General features: G+C 32.6%; 20 protein-coding genes and 1 riboswitch. Of the genes, 18 read left to right on the top strand and 2 right to left on the bottom strand.

Features of this window, described 5'->3' with window-relative positions; all coding sequences use genetic code 11:
• Nucleotides 1-51 precede the first annotated feature (51 nt).
• From sucD to ACNQF6_RS10640, 7 genes are all read left to right on the top strand, one after another.
• Nucleotides 52-924 (top strand): succinate--CoA ligase subunit alpha, encoded by an 873-nt coding sequence (sucD, locus tag ACNQF6_RS10670; RefSeq protein ID WP_282712933.1) that lies wholly within the window; start codon nucleotides 52-54, stop codon nucleotides 922-924.
• A gap of 216 nt (nucleotides 925-1,140) precedes the next feature.
• Nucleotides 1,141-1,563 (top strand): hypothetical protein, encoded by a 423-nt coding sequence (locus tag ACNQF6_RS10665; protein ID WP_309759922.1) that lies wholly within the window; start codon nucleotides 1,141-1,143, stop codon nucleotides 1,561-1,563.
• Between the two features lie 127 nt (nucleotides 1,564-1,690).
• A riboswitch (SAM-I-IV-variant riboswitch) is annotated at nucleotides 1,691-1,787 on the top strand.
• A 54-nt stretch (nucleotides 1,788-1,841) separates the two neighbouring features.
• The gene (locus ACNQF6_RS10660; RefSeq protein WP_417965718.1) at nucleotides 1,842-3,164 is read left to right on the top strand and encodes a Na+/H+ antiporter NhaC family protein; all 1,323 of its coding nucleotides are present in this window, start codon (nucleotides 1,842-1,844) and stop codon (nucleotides 3,162-3,164) included.
• 183 nt (nucleotides 3,165-3,347) lie between these two features.
• The gene (gene fabG, locus ACNQF6_RS10655) at nucleotides 3,348-4,094 is read left to right on the top strand and encodes a 3-oxoacyl-[acyl-carrier-protein] reductase (protein ID WP_417965716.1); all 747 of its coding nucleotides are present in this window, start codon (nucleotides 3,348-3,350) and stop codon (nucleotides 4,092-4,094) included.
• 82 nt (nucleotides 4,095-4,176) lie between these two features.
• On the top strand, nucleotides 4,177-6,204 hold the full coding sequence (locus ACNQF6_RS10650; protein ID WP_417965715.1) for a hypothetical protein: 2,028 nt from the start codon (nucleotides 4,177-4,179) through the stop codon (nucleotides 6,202-6,204).
• 19 nt (nucleotides 6,205-6,223) lie between these two features.
• Entirely contained in the window at nucleotides 6,224-7,120 is an 897-nt protein-coding gene (locus ACNQF6_RS10645; RefSeq protein WP_417965713.1) for a LysR family transcriptional regulator, read from the top strand.
• Nucleotides 7,121-7,195: 75 nt separating this feature from the next.
• Nucleotides 7,196-8,173 (top strand): YeiH family protein, encoded by a 978-nt coding sequence (locus tag ACNQF6_RS10640; RefSeq protein ID WP_417965711.1) that lies wholly within the window; start codon nucleotides 7,196-7,198, stop codon nucleotides 8,171-8,173.
• Here the strand turns inward: ACNQF6_RS10640 and ACNQF6_RS10635 are convergent.
• Nucleotides 8,157-8,906, bottom strand: a complete 750-nt coding sequence (locus tag ACNQF6_RS10635) for a YoaK family protein (protein ID WP_417965710.1) — start codon at nucleotides 8,904-8,906, stop codon at nucleotides 8,157-8,159. The two genes, ACNQF6_RS10640 and ACNQF6_RS10635, sit on opposite strands and share 17 nt — an antisense overlap.
• Nucleotides 8,907-9,003: 97 nt before the next feature.
• Between ACNQF6_RS10635 and ACNQF6_RS10630 the strand changes: the two genes are divergently transcribed.
• Complete coding sequence (locus tag ACNQF6_RS10630) at nucleotides 9,004-10,002, top strand: zinc dependent phospholipase C family protein (protein WP_417965708.1); 999 nt, start codon at nucleotides 9,004-9,006, stop codon at nucleotides 10,000-10,002.
• Nucleotides 10,003-10,059: 57 nt separating this feature from the next.
• On the opposite strand, the gene ACNQF6_RS10625 is transcribed toward ACNQF6_RS10630, so the two are convergent.
• Nucleotides 10,060-12,156 (bottom strand): LTA synthase family protein, encoded by a 2,097-nt coding sequence (locus ACNQF6_RS10625; RefSeq protein WP_417965706.1) that lies wholly within the window; start codon nucleotides 12,154-12,156, stop codon nucleotides 10,060-10,062.
• Nucleotides 12,157-12,403: 247 nt separating this feature from the next.
• Between ACNQF6_RS10625 and ACNQF6_RS10620 the strand changes: the two genes are divergently transcribed.
• The 10 genes from ACNQF6_RS10620 (at nucleotide 12,404) to ACNQF6_RS10575 (ending at nucleotide 24,309) form a co-directional block, all read left to right on the top strand.
• Complete coding sequence (locus tag ACNQF6_RS10620) at nucleotides 12,404-12,841, top strand: QcrA and Rieske domain-containing protein (protein WP_417965704.1); 438 nt, start codon at nucleotides 12,404-12,406, stop codon at nucleotides 12,839-12,841.
• A gap of 129 nt (nucleotides 12,842-12,970) precedes the next feature.
• Complete coding sequence (locus ACNQF6_RS10615; protein ID WP_114754549.1) at nucleotides 12,971-13,405, top strand: thioredoxin family protein; 435 nt, start codon at nucleotides 12,971-12,973, stop codon at nucleotides 13,403-13,405.
• Nucleotides 13,405-14,388: an FAD:protein FMN transferase gene (locus ACNQF6_RS10610; RefSeq protein ID WP_417965903.1), complete on the top strand. Its 984-nt coding sequence runs from the start codon at nucleotides 13,405-13,407 to the stop codon at nucleotides 14,386-14,388. The genes ACNQF6_RS10615 and ACNQF6_RS10610 overlap by 1 nt, the downstream gene beginning before the upstream one ends.
• Nucleotides 14,389-14,403: 15 nt before the next feature.
• A complete protein-coding gene (locus ACNQF6_RS10605) occupies nucleotides 14,404-14,616 on the top strand; it encodes a DUF4266 domain-containing protein (RefSeq protein WP_417965701.1) in 213 nt (70 codons plus the stop codon).
• Between the two features lie 44 nt (nucleotides 14,617-14,660).
• Nucleotides 14,661-16,061 carry a DUF3570 domain-containing protein gene (locus ACNQF6_RS10600; protein WP_417965699.1) on the top strand — a complete coding sequence of 467 codons (1,401 nt, stop codon included), beginning with the start codon at nucleotides 14,661-14,663 and terminating at the stop codon, nucleotides 16,059-16,061.
• A 19-nt stretch (nucleotides 16,062-16,080) separates the two neighbouring features.
• Nucleotides 16,081-16,743 (top strand): response regulator transcription factor, encoded by a 663-nt coding sequence (locus ACNQF6_RS10595; RefSeq protein WP_282712946.1) that lies wholly within the window; start codon nucleotides 16,081-16,083, stop codon nucleotides 16,741-16,743.
• A 5-nt stretch (nucleotides 16,744-16,748) separates the two neighbouring features.
• Nucleotides 16,749-18,143, top strand: a complete 1,395-nt coding sequence (locus ACNQF6_RS10590) for a sensor histidine kinase (RefSeq protein ID WP_417965697.1) — start codon at nucleotides 16,749-16,751, stop codon at nucleotides 18,141-18,143.
• A gap of 197 nt (nucleotides 18,144-18,340) precedes the next feature.
• Entirely contained in the window at nucleotides 18,341-18,730 is a 390-nt protein-coding gene (locus ACNQF6_RS10585; RefSeq protein ID WP_417965695.1) for a hypothetical protein, read from the top strand.
• A gap of 98 nt (nucleotides 18,731-18,828) precedes the next feature.
• The gene (locus ACNQF6_RS10580; RefSeq protein ID WP_417965693.1) at nucleotides 18,829-23,172 is read left to right on the top strand and encodes a CusA/CzcA family heavy metal efflux RND transporter; all 4,344 of its coding nucleotides are present in this window, start codon (nucleotides 18,829-18,831) and stop codon (nucleotides 23,170-23,172) included.
• Nucleotides 23,173-24,309 carry an efflux RND transporter periplasmic adaptor subunit gene (locus tag ACNQF6_RS10575; RefSeq protein WP_417965691.1) on the top strand — a complete coding sequence of 379 codons (1,137 nt, stop codon included), beginning with the start codon at nucleotides 23,173-23,175 and terminating at the stop codon, nucleotides 24,307-24,309. It abuts the gene before it with no gap.
• Nucleotides 24,310-24,322: the final 13 nt, after the last annotated feature.

Here is a 24,322-nt window from a genome sequence, read left to right as displayed (position 1 = left end):
CTATTTTATACTTTTGCATAACAATTTTAAAAACTACATAAAAAATATATCATGAGTGTTTTAGTTAATAAAGATTCCAAAATAATTGTTCAAGGTTTTACAGGAAGCGAAGGAACTTTCCATGCTTCTCAAATGATTGAGTACGGTACTAACGTTGTTGGTGGTGTAACTCCTGGAAAAGGGGGAACTACTCACTTAGACAGACCAGTTTTTAATACTGTAAAAGATGCTGTAGAACAAGCAGGAGCTGATACAACTATCATTTTTGTTCCGCCAGCTTTTGCTGCTGATGCAATTATGGAAGCAGCAGATGCTGGAATAAAAGTAATCATTGCAATTACTGAAGGAATTCCTGTTGCTGACATGATAAAAGCAAATAGTTATGTTAAAGAAAGAAATTCTAGATTAATAGGACCTAACTGTCCAGGTGTAATCACCCCGGGTGAAGCTAAAGTTGGTATTATGCCAGGTTTTGTTTTCAAAAAAGGAACTGTTGGTATTGTTTCTAAATCGGGAACATTAACCTACGAAGCAGCTGACCAAGTTGTAAAACAAGGATTAGGAATTACTACTGCAATTGGTATTGGTGGAGACCCAATCATTGGAACAACTACAAAAGAAGCAGTTGAATTATTGATGAATGACCCAGAAACAGAATGTATCGTAATGATAGGTGAAATTGGTGGACAATTAGAAGCTGATGCTGCTCATTGGATTAAAGCTGATGGTAACCGTAAACCAGTTGTAGGTTTCATTGCAGGAGTTACTGCTCCTCCAGGACGTACAATGGGACATGCTGGTGCAATCGTTGGAGGTTCTGACGATACAGCTGAAGCTAAAAAGCAAATCATGAGAGAATGTGGAATTCACGTTGTAGATTCTCCAGCTGAAATTGGTAAAAAAGTAAAAGAAGTTTTAGGTTAATCTAAACTCTTATTAAATATTTTAAAAGCCTCACAATTTGTGGGGCTTTTTTATTATTAATTGAATTAAAGAAATATCTTTGCACTTTATTAAATATTTCTGTTTTTGCAGATTCAATTGTAATAAGAATAAACATAAACGAATGGTTTCTAATGGACCTCACGATTTTGTGGGGTATTTTTTTGTCAAAGCCAATTCAAATTAAAATAAAATAATATGTACAAAGAGTTAAAAAAATTCAAAGTTACCAATCAGTTTTCATTTACTACAGAAGATAGTTTAGCAGAAGTTTGCAACGCATCAGAAGGATCTGGAGTATTTTTAGTTTACTCTGTTGGAGATGAAAAGGAGTTAATTATGGTTGGTTCTACTGGAACTGTTCAAAACAACGGAACTTTGAAAATTAAAAATGGTGGACTGAAGGATAAAATTGTAGAAGGACACCAATTTGCTAAAACTGGAAGAAAATATTCTTGGCCAGCACAAATGAAAATTGAAGATATCAGCACACTTGAAGTGGTTTGGTATGAAACATTTAATGATAAAACTAAAGTGATTCCAACATTCGCAGAAGGGCAAGTTTTACAAAACTTCCTTGACGAAAATGGAAGACTGCCAAGATGGAATGTAGCTTTTTAATTATTTAAAGTCTACCTTTTAATATCTTAATTATAATCGCGCTACATTTTTCATGTGGCGCTTTTTTTGAATTATCTTTTTTTGGAATAAAATTAGGCTAATTTCATAAATAATTAATTACTTTTGCACCCGTTATCACGAATCCTGCAATAGGATAGCAACCTGCAACAACAAGCAAGGTGCTAAAACGATAAGCCAAATCCTTTGGAAAAAATGTTGTTTACATTCCCATATTTAGCTTTGTTTTTCGTCATAATTTTTAATTTTAAATTATTTTTATGACTTTATTTTCAAAAGAAAAAGGAAATGCCTTTGCCTTGATTCCTTTATTGGTTTTTATTTTTACTTTTTTAGGAGCAGGAATTGTTCTGAATGATTTTTATGCTTTTCCATCGCCAGTGGCAGTTGTAGTTGGTATCATAGCAGCCTTTTTACTTTTCAAATCCACTACTGATGAAAAAGTTGCTACATTGATTGCGGGATGTGGTGAAAGTAAGATCATGACCATGTGTTTAATTTATTTGCTAGCAGGAGCCTTCGCAGTAGTAAGTAAAGCAATGGGCGGTGTTGATGCTGTGGTGAATCTTGGGATAAATACTATTGATGTTGCTTATTTTCCTTTAGGGATTTTCTTGATTGCTTCTTTTTTATCAACTGCTACAGGAACATCAGTGGGTGCAATTGTAGCTATTGGCCCGATAGCTGTCGCTTTAGCTGATAAAAGCGGTGCTTCATTACCTTTAATTTCAGGCGCTTTATTAGGTGGCTCTATGTTAGGAGATAATCTTTCGATGATTTCTGATACTACCATCGCAGCAACGCAGTCATTGGGATGTGACCTAAAAGATAAGTTTAAGATTAACTTATTTATTGCTTTTCCTGCTGCAATTTTGACTATTATGGTTTTCTTTTATCTTGGTTTAAACTCAGATATTGTGACTGTTTCCATTGCAAAAAATGATTTTTCCTGGATTGCAATTGTACCTTATATATTAGTAATAGTATTGGCGGTAGTAGGTGTTAATGTATTTTCAACATTGCTTATTGGAACTTTATTGGCAGGAATCATAGGTTATTTTAGTGGTTCGTTTACGTTAATGGAGTTCACTCAAAAGATATATGAAGGCTTTACCAGTATGACTGATATTTTCTTATTGTCAATGCTTACTGGAGGTTTAGCAGCTATGGTAGATAAAGCGGGTGGAATAACGTATTTATTAGTTCAAATTAAAAAAAGAATTAAAAGTAAAAAATCAGCTCAAGCGGGAATTGGTGCTTTAGTGGGTTTTGCTAATTTAGCAATAGCGAACAACACGGTTTCTATTGTAATTACAGGACCTATTGCCAAAGAAATTAATGATGAATATGAATTGAATCCTAGAAAAACGGCTGCAATCCTGGATATTTTTTCGTGTATAATTCAAGGAGTTTTACCGTATGGCGCTCAAGTATTGCTTATATTGAGCTACGCTAACGGGAAATTAGATTTCTTTGACTTAATTAGTAATGCTTGGTACCATTTATTTTTACTAATTTTCACATTGGTGGCTATTTATATTTCGTTTTGGGACAAATGGACAAAGCGATTCTTTAAAATTTAAGAATTGAATTTTTGATTGTAATTGCTTTTGAATTTTTTTTAAAAAGGGAATTATTATATATTTGACGGGTGTAAGATAGCCCTGATAGTAGTGAAAATCCTTTTATGTGAGCGTTAGTGTTCATAAAAGATTGAAACGGATAGCAGGAATAGCTCCAAATAAAAAATAAACTAATTTTTGAATATGAAATTACTAGAAGGAAAGGTTGCCATTATTACTGGTGCAAGTCGTGGAATAGGAAAAGGAATTGCAGAAGTTTTTGCTCAACATGGTGCAAATGTTGCATTTACATATAGTTCGTCAGTGGAATCAGCTTTAGCTCTAGAAAACGAATTGAACGCTTTAGGAATTAAAGCCAAAGGATACCAATCGAATGCAGCCGATTTTAATGAAGCACAAACTTTTGTAGATGCCGTTTTAGCTGAATTTGGAACAGTTGATATTCTAATAAATAATGCAGGTATTACTAAGGACAACCTATTGATGCGTATGTCCGAAGAAGATTTTGACAAAGTGATGGATGTCAATTTGAAATCAGTTTTTAATATGACTAAAGCAATTCAACGTACTTTCTTGAAACAACGTTCTGGTTCTATAATCAATATGAGTTCAGTTGTAGGAGTGAAAGGAAATGCAGGACAAACTAATTATGCTGCTTCTAAAGCGGGAGTTATTGGTTTTTCTAAATCAGTGGCATTGGAATTAGGATCACGTAATATTCGTTGTAACGTAATTGCTCCTGGATTTATAGAAACGGAAATGACGGCAAAATTAAACGAAGATGTGGTAAAAGGATGGAGAGACGGAATCCCTTTGAAACGTGGCGGAACGACTGAGGACGTTGCTAATGCATGTCTTTTCTTTGCTTCGGATATGAGTGCGTATGTAACTGGACAGGTTATGAATGTTTGTGGAGGAATGCTTACCTAAAATAATTATAAATTATAAATGATGAATTTTAAATGATGTGAAAATTTAAAATTTAAAATTCATCATTTAAAATAAAAAAAGAATGACAACAACAACCGTTCTATTATTACTACTTTCTTTACTAATAGCTGGCGGTTTGTCATTTTTTCAATATATCTACAAAGCCAAAAACAAATCGAAAATCGGTTGGTTTTTGGCTTTTTTGCGTTTTTCATCCATCTTTGGAATTTTATTATTGTTAATTAATCCAATAGTAACTAAAAATACGCTTGAAACGGTAAAAACGCCTTTGCCCATTGTTGTTGATAATTCGAGTTCTATTTCTTTTTTGAATGCCAATGAAAAAGCATTAGAATTGTACAAAAAAATACAATCAAACTCTGATTTACAAGAGAAATTCGATTTGCAATCGTATCAGTTTTCAGATGAATTTGAACCGACTAAAACATTTGATTTTAAAGGAACTCAAACTAATATTGATGTTGTTGCCAAAAATCTAAAAAGCATTTATAAAAATGCAATCTATCCAACAGTTTTAATTACGGATGGAAACCAAACTTCGGGAAATGATTATGTCTTTAGTTTTGATACTGCGAATAAAGTATATCCTGTAATCGTTGGCGATACGACAACTTTCTTAGATTTTAAAATCAATCAACTGAATGTTAATAAATATGCTTTTCATAAGAATAAATTTCCTGTAGAAGCTTTTTTACAGTATTCAGGAACTAAAAGCATAACGGCCGATTTTATTATTTCACAAGGAAATTCGGTATTCAGCAAACAATCGATTGCCTTTTCACCTTCCAAAAAAACGGCAACCGTAAGCGTGCTTTTACCAGCTGATAAAATAGGATTACAGATTTTTAAAGCTACTATTTCATCTAAAGAAAAAGAAAAAAACACGTACAATAACACTAAGAATTTTGCGGTTGAAGTTATTGACCAAAAAACAAATATTGCTATAGTATCAGCTATAACTCATCCTGATTTAGGCGCACTAAAAAGAGCAATTGAATCAAATGTACAGCGTAAAGTAACTATCGTTAAACCTAATGATATTAATACGTTACAAGATTTTAATGTTTTAATTTTATACCAGCCAACAGCCGAATTTAAAAACATTTTTGAGAGTAATAAAGGTGTTGGAATCAATACATTTATTATTACTGGTAACAACACCGATTTTAATTTTCTGAATCAGCAACAGGATAATTTGAACTTTAAAATGAGTGGACAAAAAGAAGATTATTTGTCGGTTTTTAATGCGCAGTTTAATTTGTTTGCGGTTGATAATATTGGGTTTGAAAATTTACCGCCTTTGCAAAATGCTTTTGGAACCGTAACTACAAAAGGAGCGGTGTCCGTTTTGCTTTCATCCAAAATTAGAACAATAGATACGAATGCGCCTTTACTAGCTTTTGCAGAAAATCAAGGCAGGCGAGCCGCTTATCTTTTGGGAGAAAACAGCTGGAAATGGCGTTTGCAAACACATGTCAACAATCAATCATTTGAAAAATATGATGTTTTCATGGATAAGATTATTCAATTTTTGGCTTCTAATAATTCTAAAAAATCATTAGTGGTAGAACATGAAAGTTTCTATAATTCCGGTGAAGCCATTGAAATAACCGCGCAATATTTCAATAAGAATTATGAGTTTGATGAAAAAGCACGTTTGACTATTGCGGTAACGAATACCAAAACGAAACAAACAAAAAATTACGATTTATTAAAAGGAAATAATTCCTATAAAGTCAATCTTGACGGGCTTAAAGCGGGACCTTACGCGTTTACGGTAAAAGAATTGAATTCTAAATCGACGTATTCCAGTAGTTTTGAAATTCTTGATTTTGATATCGAAAAACAATTTGTCAATCCAGATCTGGAGAAATTGACACAATTGGCTACGCAAACACAAGGGAAAGCGTATTTTTCGGACCAAGTTGATGTGTTGATTAAATCGCTTTTGGAAAATGAGGAATATAAGGCGATACAAAAGAATATTGTTACCAAAACACCTTTGATTGATTGGATTTGGTTATTGATTTTGATTTCAATTTTGTTGGCAACCGAATGGTTTGTTCGAAAATATAACGGATTACTGTAATAAAATACAATTAAACAACATGGATTTTAGACTAAAAGTTTTCTATACCGTTGCTAATCGGTTGAGTTTCACAAAAGCTGCAACTGAATTGTTTATTACGCAACCTGCGATTTCAAAGCATATTCAGGAATTAGAAGAACAATATAAAATCAAACTTTTTGAAAGAAACGGTTCTAAAATCTCACTGACAGCTGCAGGTGAAGTCTTACTGAAGCATACCAAAAGTATTTTTGAAATATACCGTGAGATAGATTTTGATATGAGTACGCTGATAAATCAACGATCCGGATTGTTGCGATTAGGAGCTAGTACGACAATTTCTCAGTATATAATTCCGCCACTTTTAGCTCGTTTTCATCAAAAATTACAAGATGTAAAAGTAAGTTTACTAAATGGAAATACGGAACAAATAGAAAATGCTTTATTAAAACAGGAAATCGAAATAGGAATTGTTGAAGGACAATCAAAAAATAAGTCTATTAAATATACGGAGTTTTTAAAGGACGAATTAGTTTTAGTCTGTAAGAGTTCCAATCCATTAGTAAGTCGTGATGAAGTGACCCAGGAAGATCTTAAAAAAATGTATTTTTTGATGCGGGAACAAGGTTCAGGAACACTTGAAGTTATTGAACATGCGTTAAAACCATTTGAAATTAAATTATCAGAATTAAAAATAGAAATGCAATTAGGAAGTACCGAAAGCATAAAATCTTATTTGATGAACTCTGACTGTGTGGCTTTTATATCGATTCATGCTATAAAAAAAGAACTTCAAAACAATGAATTAGCTATCTTAGATATTAAAGATCTGGTAATAGAACGTTTCTTTTACGTTATTACGTTACAAGGAAAAACGGATTCGTTATCCGATTTGTTTATCCAGAATATTTCCAATCATTATAATTTAAAGTTATAGGAGATTATAATTTGCGATTGGTATATATAGATTTATCGTTCCACCTTTGTACTGTAATAATTCAACAACTTTACATTGGAAACGCATCAAAAAATAATTCAAAAAGAATCTTTTATTTTTTTTAAAGTAAATGCCACATTGCAGCAATTCATTTTTGTTGCATTACTATTGTTTTGCACTACCATTTTTGTTTCTCCGCCAATTGCTTTAGTATTAGGATTGATTGTAGCCAACCTTTTTGGGCATCCTTTTTTAGAGTTAAATCATAAAGCCACTCATTTTTTACTACAATTTTCAGTAGTTGGTTTAGGATTTGGAATGAATGTCCACAGTGCAGTTTCTGCTGGTAAAGAAGGCTTTTTGTTTACGATTATTTCTATTGTGAGCACTTTAGTTTTAGGAACTTTTTTAGGGAAATGGTTGAAAACGGAGAAGAAAACCTCTCATTTAATTTCATGCGGAACTGCAATTTGCGGAGGAAGCGCCATAGCCGCGATTGCCCCAGTAATCAAATCCAATGAAAAACAAACCTCAGTTGCTTTGGGAGTGATATTTATTCTGAATTCGGTGGCGCTATTTTTATTTCCAGCGGTAGGTGATTGGTTGGATTTATCACAAAAAGAATTTGGATTATGGAGTGCCATTGCCATCCATGATACGAGTTCAGTCGTAGGAGCCGCCAGTAAATATGGTCCGGAAGCCTTGCAAATAGCTACGACGGTAAAATTAGCCCGAGCTTTGTGGATTATTCCTGTAGCATTGATTACGGCATTTATTTTCAAAAATAAATCGGGGAAAATAAAAATCCCATATTTCATCGGATTATTCATTCTGGCCATGATTGCCAATACGTATCTGCCTCAAATGAAGAGTATAGGACCGCATTTTGTTTCAGTTGCAAAAATAGGTCTTACGGTAACTATGTTTTTAATTGGAGCAGGATTAAATAGAACTGTTCTGAAATCAGTGGGGTTAAAACCGCTGGCTCAAGGAATTTTACTTTGGGGCTTCATTGCAACCGCGACTTTGATTTCGATTATTTATCTAAAATAGTTTTATGATGAAAGGTTTTTCGTTTAATCACATGAAATTGCAATCTAATATAATCGTACAAAAGCGCAAATAATAGAAAGATTGCCGCAACAAAAAGGGTTTTCATTTCCAATAAATTATAAAGAAAACCACCTGAAATACAACCGATAAAAAAGAAAATAATAATGGATAATCTCAGGTAAATACTGGTTTTTAATTTTTTCTTTTCATCGGGTTTTTTATAAAAGAATAATTGCGAAAGTTCTATTCCTAAATCAGTAAAAAGTCCAGTTAAATGGGTTGTTCTGACCGTTGATTGAGAAATTTTTGTCACCAAAGAGTTTTGTATTCCCATGGCAAAAAGCATCGAAAAAGCAATCCATTTTCCTTCTGAACTGGACAATGATGATTGTGCTCCAAAAAGCCCAACACTAATTAAAACAATCATTTCTAATGAAATTGGGATTACATGAGATAAATTTGGATGTTTTTTGGAAATCAATTCGGTTAAAAAATTAGAGGTAAAAGCGCCCAATAAAAAGAAAATAGTGAATACAAAAAAGGTAATTGCGGCTGCATAATCTCGTTTCATGATTTCTTCAGCAAAGTAGGCGAAATGCCCCGTAACATTGGTAGTTAATGTTTGCATAGATAAAACTCCCGTAACATTTACAATTCCGGCTACAAAAGATAATAAGGTGGCTAAACGAAGATTGTGAATAAAAGTTCTGTTTTTTCCTTGATGTCGAAACATATTTGTTGTTTTCTTTTTTAATTAACAGAATCTTAAAGCCAATTTTTTCTAATAACGATTTAAAGAAATACATTTGCATTTCAAAAAAATAAATTTAATGAAAAATTTTAAAATCAGACCTACACTTATTGCGTTATCTACTCTTGGAATTGCTTTTTTTCTCTTGTCATGGGGAGTTATCGGTCATGAACGAATCAATAGAGCGGCGGTAATGGCACTTCCAAAACCATTACAGACTTTTTTTTACAATCATATTGATTTTATTACTCAAGAATCTACGGTTCCTGATTTGAGAAGAAATATTTTGAATGATAAAGCAGAGCCTCCACGTCATTATTTTGACATGGAGAATTTTGGTGATGTGGCCACTTTTCCTAAAACTATGGAAGAAGCAAAACTAAAATACGATGAAAAATTTTTAAATAAAAACGGAATATTACCCTGGTACATTCAGGATATGATGGTCAAATTGACTAAGGCTTTCAAAGACAAAAGAAAAAACGAAATATTATTCATTGCAGGTGATTTAGGACATTATATTGCAGATGCGCACATGCCCTTGCATACTTCTGACAATCACGATGGACAAAACACCAACCAAAAAGGAATTCATTCGTTGTGGGAAAGTCGTTTGCCGGAATTGTTTGCTAAAGATTATAAATTAAATGTTGCACAAGGTAAATATTTAGAGGATGTGGATAAAGCAACTTGGGATATCATTTTTGATACACACAGTTTAGTAGATCCTTTGTTGGCGACTGATAAAAGACTAAGAATTTCAACTGCAGAAAACAAGATGTATGTAACTGATGCTACTGGAAATGTAGTCAAAAATAAATACGGTGGAATGTTATATTCCGATGAATATGCGGCTAAATTACACACGGATTTAAACGGAATGGTTCAAAAACAAATGAAAAAAGCCATTACTGCAACAGCAAGTTTTTGGTACACGGCTTGGGTAAATGCAGGAAAACCGGACTTAAGTAATCTTGATGCTCAAGAACTTACAAAACGCAATAGCAAAACCTTAAAAAAGGATTTAAAAACTTTTAAAAAAGGGAATCTTTTTGGTTTGACAAACGAAAGAGAGTAATCCTATATTTTCAATTAAAAAAACGGGTGAGATATTAATTTCACCCGTTTTTTTATGTCAATCTATTTTTTGATATTTCTTTTTCTTTAACATATCCGAGGCTGTTTGATAGTATGAAATTGTTTCGTTTATTAAATCTGGCCTTTCTTTTTTCAACACTATTTGTTCGTAATGAATTTGGAAATCACGAGCTACTTTTTGGTTGGGTTTCAAAGTCAATTTAAACTGTTTTACTTTTTGTTTAGGCGAAATAATCGTTAAAACATTGTCTTTAATCAATCCCAAATCTTGATAGGTTGCAATCAAAGCGCGAGGTTTATAATCTGGTTTTAAAACATCCTGACCGTAAAATTTACTTTGGTAATCAAAATTTAATAACCCGAATAAAGTTGGCATAATGTCTATTTGCGACATTAGGTTTGTATATTTTTGGGGTTTTGAACCCGGACTATAAATCAAGGCTGGAATTCTATATTTTTCCACCGGAAGTTCTGTTTTTCCTGCACTGGAAGCGCAATGATCCGCAAGAATAACAAAAATGGTATTGGCAAACCAAGGCTGTTTTTTAGCTATTTCAAAGAATTTTTTGATCGCATAATCCGTGTATTTGACACCACCATCACGAGATTTTGCATCTCCCGGAATATCAATTTTCCCGTTTGGATACGTGAATGGCCTGTGATTGCTTACCGTCATAATGTGATTAAAGAACGGCTTATTAGTAGCACTTTCTTTATTCATTATCTTAATTGCTTTGTTGTACATATCTTCATCACATACACCCCAAATATTAGAAAAAGTGATTTCAGTAGGTTCAAAAGCTTTTTTGTCCACAATTTCATATCCATTTCCTTTGAAAAAATCTTGCATATTATCAAAAAAAGCATCGCCTCCATACATGAATTTCACAGTATATCCTTTCTGTTTAAAAATGTTTCCTGTCGAAAATTTATCTTTATTGTCTTCACGTTTTACCACACTTTCACCAGCGGTAGGAGGGAAACATAGAGTAACTGCTTCTAGACCGCGAACAGTTCTGTTTCCTGCGGCATAAAGGTTTGTAAAAACTAAGCTTTTGGTTGCTAAACTATCAAGAAATGGAGTAATGTTTTTTTCGTTACCATACATTTTCATAAATTCGGCGCTGTAACTTTCGATAGTTATCAGCACTACATTTTTATGATTCTCGGCAGCTTCATTTTCTATTTGTCTCCAAGTTGTTTGTCCAGAAATGGACGGAATTTGTTGCTTTAATTGAGCAAATGCTTTACTACTGGGAAGTGTTTTGTAAAACTTGAAGTAATCCAATTCACTGTGCATGAATGCCAAGTAGAATTTGTAAATACCATTTGCTTGAAGTTCATTTGCAAAAACATTATGAGAGCTTTCTTTGCTGGCAAAAAATGGAATTGCAAATAAAGAAAGGGTAAATAGTGCTAAATAAATCCCTGATAATTTTATTTTTTCTACGAAGGCAGGAATACTTTCAATAGAGTTTTTTGATTTTTTTACAATTAGATATGTTACAAATCCTGCAATTATAAAGAGTACTAAAAACAATGGAATCACAGGATAAGACTCCATAATATTTCCAATAACTTCATTGGTGTAAACCAAATAATTTACCGCAATGAAATTGTATTTTACGCCAAATTCATTCCAGAAAAAATATTCACTGATTCCATTTTGTAAAATTAAAATCACATAAAGAAAAATCACAAATGAAAACAACCAAAACCTGATTTGACTTCGGTATTTAGGAAGAAAAAGTAATAATCCAAACAAAAGTGTTTTTATTGCCACAAAACCAATTGCAATCGTGGGTAAAGCACTGCCATATTCATTAAGTATTGTTTTGCCTGATGCAACATAAAGTAATAGCGTTAATAGCAATCCAAAAATAATATAACCGTAGGGTTGCAAATACTTCGAATTGGAGATGAAAATAAGATAGACCCATAAAAAGCCACTAAGTAAAACAAAAATAAAAAAGTCAGATACAAACCCTAAAAAAAATAAAGTCAGCGTATCTGCCCAAGTAAATGAGGTTTGTGTTATAGGATGAAAAAATAGTATGACCCTTAAAACAAAGCTTACGGCAATGTAAAAGAGTAATAAATAATAAAAAGGAGAAGACTTTTTTAAAAAATTCATAATATTTTTTTTATTTACAAAAGTATACATATTTTTTAGTGCTTTTTTTTAAGAATTGCTTAATATTTTGAGAAAACTAAATTTAAGAGCAATAAGGTTTAATTAATCTTAATAAATACTGTTAAAATTTTAAAACAGACATAAAATTATTTTGCATCTTTATAAAAACTGTTTTTTACGAAAAAAAAAACTATCGGTATTTTTTTTTCGTAAGTAATAGTATTAACCAACCTAAAATAAAATAATCATGACTAGAAAAGAATTTTTTGCAAGAGTAGGATTTGGGGCAGCAACAGTTTTATTGCCTGCTTGTATAGCCGGTTTAGCTACAAGTTGTAGCTCAGACGATTCAGGTACTAGTGGCTCCGGTTCATCAACACCAGCCGCCACAGGTAATTTTACAGTTGATACCAGTACAGGAACTTTGGCCACAAATGGAGGTTTTATAGTAATGAAAGGAATTATTATTGCACGGACTACTACAGGAACTTTTTTGGCAGTATCGTCTTCTTGTACTCATGAAGGAGTAACGCTTGGTTATGAAAAGTCAGGTAATGTTTTTGTTTGTCCAAGACATAATTCTCAGTTTACAAGTTCAGGCACTGTAATTTCAGGACCTGCGCCATCCAATTTAAAACAATATCAGACTACATTATCTGGAACAACTTTGACCGTTATTGTCTAGTCCAACAAATAAAAAAACGTGTATAGCTGTACTAAATTTGTTAAATTAATTCTGTCTTAATTTTTACAATCAGAAAACTATACTTCACTAGAAATAAATACTTTTACGGTGTCAAAATAGATTTAAAAGATGAAAAAAAAGGTCATGTTCTTGTTTCTTTTTATAGGAACGTTAGGACATTCTCAAAACTGGAAATCCAATTTTGAAGAAGCAATAGCGCACTCACTATCAGAAGATAAAAATATCCTTCTTGTCTTTTCAGGATCAGATTGGTGTGCTCCATGTATTAAATTAGAAAATACCATTTGGAAATCAGAAGAATTTAAAAAGGAAGCCGACCAAAATTGGGTTATTTACAAAGCTGATTTTCCAAAGAAAAAAGCAAATCAACTCGAACCAGAGTTGATGGAGAGCAATAAAAAATTAGCTGAAAAATATAATAAATCAGGAAATTTTCCATTAGTGTTACTTTTGGACAAAACTGGGAATGTGTTAGGAATTACAGGTTTCAAAAACCTTTCTCCAGCTGATTATATCAAATTAATCCATTCCTTTGAAAAATGATGAAGAGCATAATTTCCATATGTTTAGTATTGACAACTTTCATTTCCGTTGGTCAAGTCGCCCATAAAAGAAAGTTGTCGATGTTAGGAAGCCCGTTTGAGATTACAGCTGTTGCAAATGACACTCTGAAAAGTAATGAGTATATAGATTTGGCTGTAGCCGAAGTAAAACGCATAGAGAATTTAATTTCTGATTGGATCCCGACTACACAAATTTCAGAAATCAACCGAAATGCAGGTATTAAACCTATAAAAGTGAGTACTGAAGTTTTGGAATTGGTCGAAAGAGCGATTAAAATTTCTCAAATTACCGATGGCGCCTTTGATATATCATACGCTTCCATGGACAAAATATGGAAATTTGATGGTTCGATGAAAGTAATGCCGACAGAAGAAGCCATAAAAAAATCAGTTGCAAAAATTGGATACAGAAATATTATTATAAACAAGAAAGAACAAACCATTTTCCTGAAATTAGAAGGAATGAAATTAGGTTTGGGTGGGATTGGTCAAGGCTATATTGCCGATAAAGTGAAAGATTTATTGGTTTCAAAAGGATGTAGTTCAGGAATTGTAAATGTTTCCGGAGATATTAATGCTTGGGGAAAACAACCCGATGAGAAACCTTGGAATGTGGGAATTGTAAATCCTTTGAATAAAAATAAAGTTTTTGCCACATTTCCATTAAAAGATAGTGCTGTAGAAACTTCAGGAAGTTATGAGAAGTATGTTATTTTTAATGGAATACGGTATTCCCATATTATTGATCCCAGAACTGGTTATCCGGCAACTGGTGTGGTGAGTGTATCTGTATTTGCAAAGCAGACTGAAATTGCTGACGCTTTGGCTACAGGAATTTTTGTTCTTGGAGTAGAAGTAGGGTTGGATTTAGTCAATCAGCTCAAAGGGATTGAATGTATTATTGTTGATGATAAAGGTAAAATCCATTCGTCAAAAGGAATTGATGTTAAAAAATATAATTAATAAAAGACATTCAAAATGATAAAGACAATAACGGTTTTGTTTTTTGTAATGCTGATTTTACAATCGTGTAGTTCAGCAAAAGAATACGAAAAAGAAAAAATAAATGATCCTGAAATGAAACTAACGGCAAGAACTGCAGAGCGATATGAAACTTCTTTTCAAATATATCGTGAAGCAGCTGCTGGAGCCAATGGTGGTAAATCAGGTGGTGGTTGTGGTTGCAACTAATTTACAAAACAACAATTTAGATAGTAATTAGTAATTTCTATACAATGAAAATAAAATTTTTATTTCTTTTAGTATTAATCAGTAGCATTGCCTTTTCGCAAGACAAAACTACTGCACCAGCATTTAAAAAACGAGTATTAGAGAGTACTGAGGTCGATTTTTTAGCTAGTTATTACAATCAGGACGGTTCAAGATCAGCTGTTTCAGGTGGAATTGGTTCGGAGAAACTTACTGATATTGCCTCAAATATTGTGGTGGCGATGCCATTAAATGATGATGATGTTTTAACGATTGATTTAGGAATATCAGCTTATTCATCAGCATCATCAAGTAACATCAACCCGTTTAATTCAACTGGAGCTTCCAGTTCAGGCGGACCCAGTGGGACTCCTTGGCAAGCTTCCTCTGGAGCTTCTAAAAGCGATCAATTAGTATCAATTGTTGCTAATTATAGTCATAGTAGTGATTCTAGGAATTTTATTTGGAATACTGATGTTTCTTTTTCAAATGAGTATGATTATACTTCGGTTGGTTTTGGAGGAGGAATTGCGACTCTTTTTAATGAAAAAAATACCGAATTAAGCTTGAAAGCCAATGTGTATCTGGATCAATGGAGGCCTATTTATCCAACGGAATTAGACGAATATTCAAAATATGGTGCTAATTTTTTAAATCAAGGCTATTTTAATGGCGTATCAGTTTTAGATCAAAATGGGCAAGCCACAACAAATTATTTGCCATCAGCATTTCAAACGGTAAGTGGCGTAAATAGAAACTCTTATTCGGCTTATGTTGGTTTCTCACAGGTTTTAACTAAAAAACTACAGTTTTCAATCTTCTTCGATATTTTACAGCAACAAGGCTTATTGTCTTCACCGTATCACCGAATTTATTTTGCTGATAAAGCTAATTATTATATCGGTCAGGCACAATACATTAATACTTACGAAAGTTCAACGAATACTGGAGTTTATAAACTGGCTGATGATATCGAAAGATTACCGGATTCCCGATTTAAAATCCCAGTTGGAGCGCGTTTGAATTATTACATTAATGAACGATTTATATTGCGAACCTATTACCGTTTTTATTCCGATAATTGGGATATTCAATCGCATACCGCAACGATTGAGCTTCCTATAAAATTATCTGATAGGTTTACCGTTTTTCCAATGTATCGTTATTACACTCAAACGGCTTCAAAATATTATGCGCCTTATGAAACCCATTTATCAACAGAAAGATATTATACCTCTGATGCAGATTTAGCTACATTTGATGCGAATCAATATGGTTTTGGAATCAATTATACTGATATTTTTACAGGTACAAAAATTTTGAAATTTGGTTTGAAAAATATTGATTTTAGATTCAATCATTATGAAAGAAGTGATAATTTAAATGCTAACATTGGTACGATTGCATTTAAATTTGTCATGCAATAAAGCCTAAATTTATACAATCATGCACATATTAATCGTGGAGGATGAAGCGGGAATTGTTCAATTTCTTCAGCAAGGATTAGAAGAAGAAGGATATACAATCACCAGTGCTTCGGATGGTTTAAAAGGGTTTGAACTGACTCAAAAAAACAATTTCGATCTGATTTTATTAGATTGGATGTTACCAAAAATGACAGGACTGGAACTTTGTAAATCCATTCGATTAAAAAATAGTCATACGCCAATCTTATTTTTGACGGCCAAAGATACTGTGCAAGAAACAATTGAAGGTTTGAAAGCTGGTGCCAATGATTATATCAAAAAACCATTTAGTTTTGACGAATTGCTCGAACGTATCAAAATTCATTTCAGAAATCAAAATGAAGATGAAATTCTGACTCTTGGAACAATTCAAATTGACATTACTAAGCATAGTGTTTTCGTTAGTGATACTGAAGTGAATTTGACTCAACGTGAATTTGATCTATTGACGTATTTAGTCAAAAATAAAGGCAAAGTATGTACCAGAACCCAAATTATCGAGGATGTTTGGGACATTCATTTTGAATATGATACGGGTGTGATTGATGTTTTTATGAATGCAATTCGTAAAAAATTAAATTTAAAAATTGAACAAGACTACATAAAAACAGTTCGCGGTGTAGGTTACATCGCTAATGATTAATAAAAATGCAACAACTTTCTTTTAAAAATAGAATTGCCTCCCATTATATAGTGACTACAGCTTTATTGATTTCTGTAGTTTTCTTTATCATCTATTCTATTGTTAAATTCAGTGTTTACAGTCATGTGAATAATGATATTACCAGTGAAGTTGATAAACATCGATCAGAAATTGAAATTGTGGGTAATAGTTTTCATTTAATTCATGAAGAAGAATGGAAAGAACGAGAACACAATACGCTGGATGTAAATCCTGTATTTATTCAGTTTGTGGATAAAAATAGAAATGTGATTGAAAAATCGCCTAATCTCAAAAAATCGTCTCTTATCTTTAATGAAAACAATGCGGAGAACAAGCTCTTTGATACAAAATTAGCCGATAATTCTATTCGACAAATTCAGGTTCCCATTTATCATAAAACAAAAATTATTGGGTATATCATAATTGCAATGTCCTTAGAAGATGCTACGATGGTACTTAATAATTTATTTGAGGTCTTGCTTATTGCTTATCCTTTAATTCTAATGGTACTTTTCTTTATAGCACGATTTATTGCCGGAAGGAGCATAAAACCTATTAGTTCCATAATCACAACTTCTAATATTATTACTAAAGACAATCTGACATCCAGAATTCCATTGCCACAAAACCGTGACGAATTGTATATTCTGTCTCAAACCATAAATAATTTATTAGATAGAATTGAAACAGCTATCGAAAGAGAAAAACAATTCACCTCGGATGCATCGCATGAATTAAGAACGCCTTTAACGGTTATCAAAGGAACATTGGAAGTTTTGATTCGAAAACCTCGAAATCCTGCTGAATATGAAGAAAAAATTAATTTTTGTGTTACCGAAGTCGATCGGTTGAATCATTTGGTTGATCAATTGCTTTTATTGGCCCGATTTGAAAATCAAAAACAAAGTTTAAAAATAGAAAAAGTCTATTTGAACGCTATATTTTTAGATACTATTGCCAGAAACTCTACTGCGATACAGTCTAAAAACATTACTATCACTACACAATTTTCGAGAGATTATTACATAGAAACAGATAGTTATCTATTTTTAATTATTGTCAATAATTTGATTTCTAATGCGTTGAAATATTCGAATCAAAACGGGAATTTAACAGTACATATAAAGAGTTTAGCTTCTAGAATTGAATGTCATATCACAGATTCTGGGATAGGAATTCCTGCGGATGACTTAGAGAATATTTTCAATCAATTTTATCGTTCACAATCGAATGCTCACCCTGAAATAAAAGGAACCGGATTGGGCTTGTCTATTGTAAAAAGACTGTGTTCGTTACTTACTATTGATATTACATTAACCAGTGAAGAAAACATAGGAACACGAGTGATATTAAGTTTATTAGAAGCAGACCTTAAGTAATTCTTAAGTAAATCCTTAAATTTATGTTCTACATTTGTGCTTTCTTTAATTGATTATACATAATCATGAAGTTATGAATTTAATATTTTACAAAAGTCACCAGATTATTTAATTTTCTTTAAAATAAGAAACGTAATGTGTCAATGCTTAAGTATATCATTTAAAATAAAATCTAAAAAAGTACTTAAATTTGTTTTGTGAAATTTTTAAAAAACATAATAACTTTAATCATTTGCCTACAACTAACAATTCCTTTTGTTGTTGAGGATAGTTTGCGCCTACCTATTTTGGTTTCACATTTCATTCAACACAACAATAATCATAGAGCCGTTACTTTGGTTCATTTCTTGGCGGATCATTATTTAAACAAGCATCATGATGAGAAACACGATGAGCATGGAGATTTACCTCTGCATAATCATTCTGACTTTTCATTTAATCAAAATTTAGCAATAAACGTAGAAATAAAATTAATCAAATTTATTCCTAACTATTATTTTAAAGAACCACAAAAAATTGCTTTTTTACAAAATCATTTTTCTTCAAGAGTTCTACTATCTATCTGGAGGCCTCCAAAAAATTGTTAATTATTTTTAATGTTTTTTTACAATTCATCATCGTCTATACATTGATGAGCATTTGTATTACAGCATATTCTTAGAAAAATAATTAATAATTATAAATTATGTTGAATAAAATAATTGAGTTTTCAATAAAAAATAAACTCATCATTGGCCTTTTTATTATTGCACTGATAGGATATGGAAGTTATCAATTCACCAAATTACCTATAGATGCTGTCCCTGATATTACGGATAATCAAGTTCAAATAATCACATCAGCACCATCATTGGGCGCAACTGATATTGAACGACTAATTACATTTCCAATAGAACAGGCCAGTAGCAATATTCCTGGACTTAAAGAAATTCGTAGTTTTTCTCGTTTCGGTTTATCAGTGGTAACCATTGTTTTTGATGATGCAACGGATGTCTATTGGGCTAGACAACAAGTAACAGAACGATTAAGCGCTGTTAAAGACCAAATTCCAAAAGGAATAGGGAATCCATTTCTGGCACCAGTAACTACTGGGCTGGGTGAAATTTACCAATATGCGGTTCGAACAAAACCTGGTTATGAAAAAAAATACGATGTAACCGAGTTGAGAACCATTCAGGATTGGATTGTTCGCCGCCAATTATTAAGCGTGGAAGGTGTTGCAGAAGTGAGTAGTTTCGGTGGGAAATTAAAACAATTTGAAATTGCCATTGACCCCAATAAATTACAATCGTATAATATTACGATTGCTGATGTTTTTACAGCATTAGAAAAAAACAATCAAAATACTGGTGGTGCTTACATAGAGAAAGGACCTAAAGTTTTATACATTCGAAGTGAAGGATTGATTAATACCATTGAAAATATAAAAGAGATTTCTATTAAAAACATCAGTAGCGGTAGTCCCTTATTTATCCGTGATGTAGCCGATGTTCGTATTGGTAGTGCTATCCGATATGGTGCAATGACTTTTAATAAAAAAGGAGTGCCATCTGGCGAAGTTTCAGGTGCAGTAGTGATGATGTTAAAGGGTGCTAACAGTAATGTGGTTATCAAAAAAATTAAAGAACGTATTGAGCAAATACAAAAAACCTTACCCGAAGGCGTTATTGTAGAACCCTTTCTAGACCGAACAAAAATGGTAAATAATTCCATTTCAACGGTAGAAACTAATTTATTAGAAGGAGCATTGATAGTCCTATTTGTTTTAATTTTCTTTTTAGGGAATATAAGAGCAGGATTAATCGTTGCATCGGTTATTCCTTTAGCGATGTTAATTGCAGTCATACTGATGAATATTTTTGGTGTGAGCGGTAATTTAATGAGTTTAGGAGCATTAGATTTTGGATTGATTGTAGATGGTGCCGTTATTATTGTTGAAGCATGTTTGTTTAGTTTACACAGCAGGAAAACTTCTCAAATCTCACAGCAAGAAATGGATAACACCGTATTGAAAACGTCTATAAAAATGCGTAATGTATCCGTTTTTGGAGAACTGATTATTTTGATAGTGTACATTCCAATTTTTACTTTGCGAGGTATTGAAGGAAAAATGTTTTTGCCAATGGCACAAACAATTGCGTTTGCTCTGTTTGGTGCTTTTATATTATCGTTGACTTATGTTCCGATGATGACTGCTTTGTTTTTGAATAAAAACATATCCCACAAAAAAAACTTCTCAGATAGAATGATGGAAAAATTAGAAAATTTCTATCAACCTCTTCTGAACAAAGCATTAGGAATTCCTCGAACAATTATTGCTGTAACTTTGGGATTATTTCTTTTGGCGTTAATTACACTTTCGTTTATGGGTGGTGAATTTATGCCCTCATTAGAAGAAGGGGATTTCGCTGTAGAAACAAGGGTTTTACCGGGAAGTAATTTGCAAACTTCGATGACAGCTATTTCGCAGGGCGCAAAAATACTAATAGAAAAATTTCCCGAAGTAGAGAAAATTGTTGGTAAAACTGGAAGCAGCGAAGTACCAACCGATCCAATGCCTATTGATGCCAGCGATATGATGATTATTTTAAAGGATAAAAGCGAATGGACTTCTGCAGAAACTTTTGACGAATTATCAGAAAAAATGGCTAAGGAATTAGAAGCTGTTCCAGGTGTTTCTTACGGTTTTCAATATCCGGTACAAATGCGTTTTAATGAATTAATGACGGGCGCAAGACAAGACGTGGTTTGTAAAATATTTGGAGAAAATCTAGACACCTTAGCTTTGTATGCTAATAAACTGGGCAAAATTGTGAATACGGTCGAGGGTACTTCTGATCTTTATATAGAAACCGTTACCGGAATGCCACAAGTGGTAATTGACTACAATCGGTCAACAATAGCGCAATATGGATTGAACATTGAAGATATTAATCGAATAGTAAATACCGCGTTTGCAGGACAAAGCACCGGAGTTATTTACGAAGGTGAAAAAAGATTTGATTTAGTAGTTCGTCTGGAAGGCGAAAAACGTCAGGATTTGGCAGATGTTCAAAATTTATTAATTCCAACACCAAATGGTTTGCAAATTCCGCTATCCCAATTGGCAAAAGTTGAAATTACTGAAGGTCCGAATCAAATACAAAGAGAAGACGCTAAACGTAGAATTGTGGTTGGTTTTAATGTTCGAGGCCGCGATGTGCAAAGTATAGTAAAAGAGTTGCAAGGAAAAGTCGAAGCCCAAATGAAATTTCCCGCGGGTTACTATCCTACGTATGGCGGTGCATTTGAAAACCTAAATGAAGCAAAAAATCGTTTAATGATAGCTGTTCCGGTTTCATTATTATTAATATTTATTTTGCTATATTTTGCATTCAATTCCGTAAAACAAGGGCTATTGATTTATTCCGCGATTCCACTTTCGGCAATTGGAGGTGTTTTCTTTTTAGCATTGCGTGGAATGCCTTTTAGCATCAGTGCCGGAGTTGGCTTTATAGCCTTATTTGGTGTAGCGGTTCTAAATGGCTTGGTATTAATTGCAGAATTTAACAGTATTCAGAAATCAGGTGAAACCGATTTGAAAGCGATTGTTTTACAAGGGACTAAAATACGTTTACGTCCTGTTTTAATGACTGCATTTGTTGCCTCATTAGGATTTTTGCCCATGGCATTAAGCAACGGCTCCGGAGCCGAAGTACAAAAACCATTGGCAACTGTTGTGATTGGAGGATTATTGGTGGCCACCTTCTTAACCTTATTTGTTTTACCAATTTTATACATTATGTTCGAAAAAGGAGCTAAATTAAAATCAAAAAAAATGCAATCAATTACAACAATCATGGTATTGGGACTGTTTTTTTCTTTCCAAAATGCACATGCTCAGGAAAAAATTTCAATTGACAAAGCGATTGAAACGGCTCTTTTAAATAATATCAAAATTAAAAATGAAAGACTAAATTCAGAATATTTGCAACAAATGACCAAAACAGGCTATGATATTTCCAACACGGGAATTATTGGCGAGTACGGTCAGTTTAACAGTAATCTAAATGATTTAAAAATTGGTGTTTCACAAAGCATAAAATTCCCAACGGTTTATAAAAGGCAGAAACAACTGCTAATTGAAGAGGCCAAAACTGGTCAATGGAACGAAGTCTTACAAAGAAAGGAATTGACCAAGCAAGTTACAACTGTGTTTTATGAAATGATTTATCTCAAAGAAAAAGAAAAACTATTGCTAAAAAGTGATAGTATCTATTCTGAATTTTTAAGGAAATCAACACTTCGTTTTGAGAAAGGAGAAAGCAATATATTAGAAAAAGCAACTGCCGAAAATCAATCAGGACAAATAAAAATTCAACTTCGAGAGTTACAAAGTGATTATAAAATGACACAATTGCAATTTAAATATGTCCTGAACACCGATAAAGACTTTATCCCGGTTTCAGATACATTCAAAATGAATTTTGCCGGAAATTTAGAAAAAAATACTACGGACAATCAACCCAGTATAAAATTATTTGAGCAAGAAGTAAATAGCAACAAAGCGCAAATTTCACTTGAAAAATCTAAAAAATTACCAGAATTAATTGGCGGTGTTTACTGGCAGACATTCAAAACACAAACGTCTTTTCAAGACGGTTATAATGGTGTATACGGACAATTAGGAGTGGCGCTTCCGCTTTTTAATTCAAACATAAAAAACAGACAAAAAGCATTAGAAATCAACAGTCAAATTGCAGAAAATAATTTGACTAACGAAAAATTAAAACTGGAAAGTCAGTATCAGGAATTAATTCAAGAATCGAAAAAACACCAAGAAACTATTACTTATTTCGAAAATCAGGCTTTAAAGAATGTAGATTTGATAACTAAAGCCGCTAATGATAAATTCATTAATGGTGACATCAATTATCTGGAATGGGTAATGTTGATCAATCAAAATACAGAAATTCAAAGTAACTACATTGAAACAGTTAGAAAATTCAACGAAACAATTTTTAAATTAGAAAATTTAATATCAAAATAAATGAAAAATACAGTCATTACTTTAATAGGGTTATTTTTTCTATACTCGTGTGGAAATAATAAAACAGAAAACGATCCCGAAGCTTCGGGAGAAGCTTCTCAAGCTATCGAAAACACAACAACACTTACTGATGCACAAATAAAAAATGCAGGTATTGAAACCGGAAAAATCGAGCAAAAAGAGATTTCATCATTATTAAAATTAAATGGAAAAATAGATGTGCCACCTCAAAATTTAGTATCCATAAGCGTTCCAATGGGAGGATATTTAAAATACACCAAGCTTTTAGAGGGAATGTATGTAACCAAAGGACAAGTTTTATGTGTAGTAGAAGACCAACAATACATTCAATTACAGGAAGATTACCTTTTGGCAAAAGCAAAAATTGGGTATGCAAAAGCTGAATTCGAAAGACAAAAAGAACTTAATCGAAGCAAAGCTAGCAGCGATAAAGTGTACCAACAAGCACAATCAGAATACAACTCACTATCGGTAATGGTGCAATCGTATGGAGAGAAATTAAAATTCGCAGGGATAAATCCTAGTAATGTAACTGCAAAAAACATTTCAAAAAGCATCAATATTTATTCGCCAATAGGCGGATATGTGTCTAAAGTAAATGTAAATACTGGAAAATATGTAAATCCAAGCGATATTTTATTCGAGATTGTAAATCCTTCTGATATTCATTTGGCACTAACCGTATTCGAAAAAGACATTAACAAAATGGCAATTGGCCAGTCAGTTATAGCTTATAATAATACTGATCCAAAAAAAAAATATCCTTGTAAAATCATTTTAATTGGTAAAGACTTTTCCGAAAACAGAAGTACAGAAATGCACTGTCACTTTACAAGCTATGACAAATCACTTTTGCCAGGGATGTATATGAATGCTGAAATAGAATTAAAAAGTCAACAATCAAATGTGTTGCCATCAGAAGCTATTGTAAATTATGAAAACAAGAATTATGTTTTTGTTGCCAAAGAAAACAAACAATTTGTAATGAAAGAAGTTACAACAGGAAATACAGAAAATGAATTTACTGAAATTATTTCAGAAAATTTGAATGAAACTACTATTGTGATAAAAGGGGCTTATTCACTTTTAATGAAAATGAAGAATGTGGAAGAATAAAAAACCTAAATTT

It is taken from the genome of Flavobacterium pasteuri (genome assembly GCF_048286615.1).
In the GTDB taxonomy this organism is placed as follows: Bacteria; Bacteroidota; Bacteroidia; order Flavobacteriales; family Flavobacteriaceae; genus Flavobacterium.
This window is presented reverse-complemented; position numbering and strand designations above follow the sequence as displayed.

Bases quoted from the DNA above. Each gene is read 5' to 3' on its own strand.
- sucD (WP_282712933.1), top strand. From the start codon at position 52: ATGAGTGTTTTAGTTAATAAAGATTCCAAAATAATTGTTCAAGGTTTT.
- ACNQF6_RS10665 (WP_309759922.1), top strand. From the start codon at position 1,141: ATGTACAAAGAGTTAAAAAAATTCAAAGTTACCAATCAGTTTTCATTT.
- ACNQF6_RS10660 (WP_417965718.1), top strand. From the start codon at position 1,842: ATGACTTTATTTTCAAAAGAAAAAGGAAATGCCTTTGCCTTGATTCCT.
- fabG (WP_417965716.1), top strand. From the start codon at position 3,348: ATGAAATTACTAGAAGGAAAGGTTGCCATTATTACTGGTGCAAGTCGT.
- ACNQF6_RS10650 (WP_417965715.1), top strand. From the start codon at position 4,177: ATGACAACAACAACCGTTCTATTATTACTACTTTCTTTACTAATAGCT.
- ACNQF6_RS10645 (WP_417965713.1), top strand. From the start codon at position 6,224: ATGGATTTTAGACTAAAAGTTTTCTATACCGTTGCTAATCGGTTGAGT.
- ACNQF6_RS10635 (WP_417965710.1), bottom strand. From the start codon at position 8,906: ATGTTTCGACATCAAGGAAAAAACAGAACTTTTATTCACAATCTTCGT.
- ACNQF6_RS10630 (WP_417965708.1), top strand. From the start codon at position 9,004: ATGAAAAATTTTAAAATCAGACCTACACTTATTGCGTTATCTACTCTT.
- ACNQF6_RS10625 (WP_417965706.1), bottom strand. From the start codon at position 12,156: ATGAATTTTTTAAAAAAGTCTTCTCCTTTTTATTATTTATTACTCTTT.
- ACNQF6_RS10620 (WP_417965704.1), top strand. From the start codon at position 12,404: ATGACTAGAAAAGAATTTTTTGCAAGAGTAGGATTTGGGGCAGCAACA.
- ACNQF6_RS10615 (WP_114754549.1), top strand. From the start codon at position 12,971: ATGAAAAAAAAGGTCATGTTCTTGTTTCTTTTTATAGGAACGTTAGGA.
- ACNQF6_RS10610 (WP_417965903.1), top strand. From the start codon at position 13,405: ATGAAGAGCATAATTTCCATATGTTTAGTATTGACAACTTTCATTTCC.
- ACNQF6_RS10605 (WP_417965701.1), top strand. From the start codon at position 14,404: ATGATAAAGACAATAACGGTTTTGTTTTTTGTAATGCTGATTTTACAA.
- ACNQF6_RS10600 (WP_417965699.1), top strand. From the start codon at position 14,661: ATGAAAATAAAATTTTTATTTCTTTTAGTATTAATCAGTAGCATTGCC.
- ACNQF6_RS10595 (WP_282712946.1), top strand. From the start codon at position 16,081: ATGCACATATTAATCGTGGAGGATGAAGCGGGAATTGTTCAATTTCTT.
- ACNQF6_RS10590 (WP_417965697.1), top strand. From the start codon at position 16,749: ATGCAACAACTTTCTTTTAAAAATAGAATTGCCTCCCATTATATAGTG.
- ACNQF6_RS10580 (WP_417965693.1), top strand. From the start codon at position 18,829: ATGTTGAATAAAATAATTGAGTTTTCAATAAAAAATAAACTCATCATT.
- ACNQF6_RS10575 (WP_417965691.1), top strand. From the start codon at position 23,173: ATGAAAAATACAGTCATTACTTTAATAGGGTTATTTTTTCTATACTCG.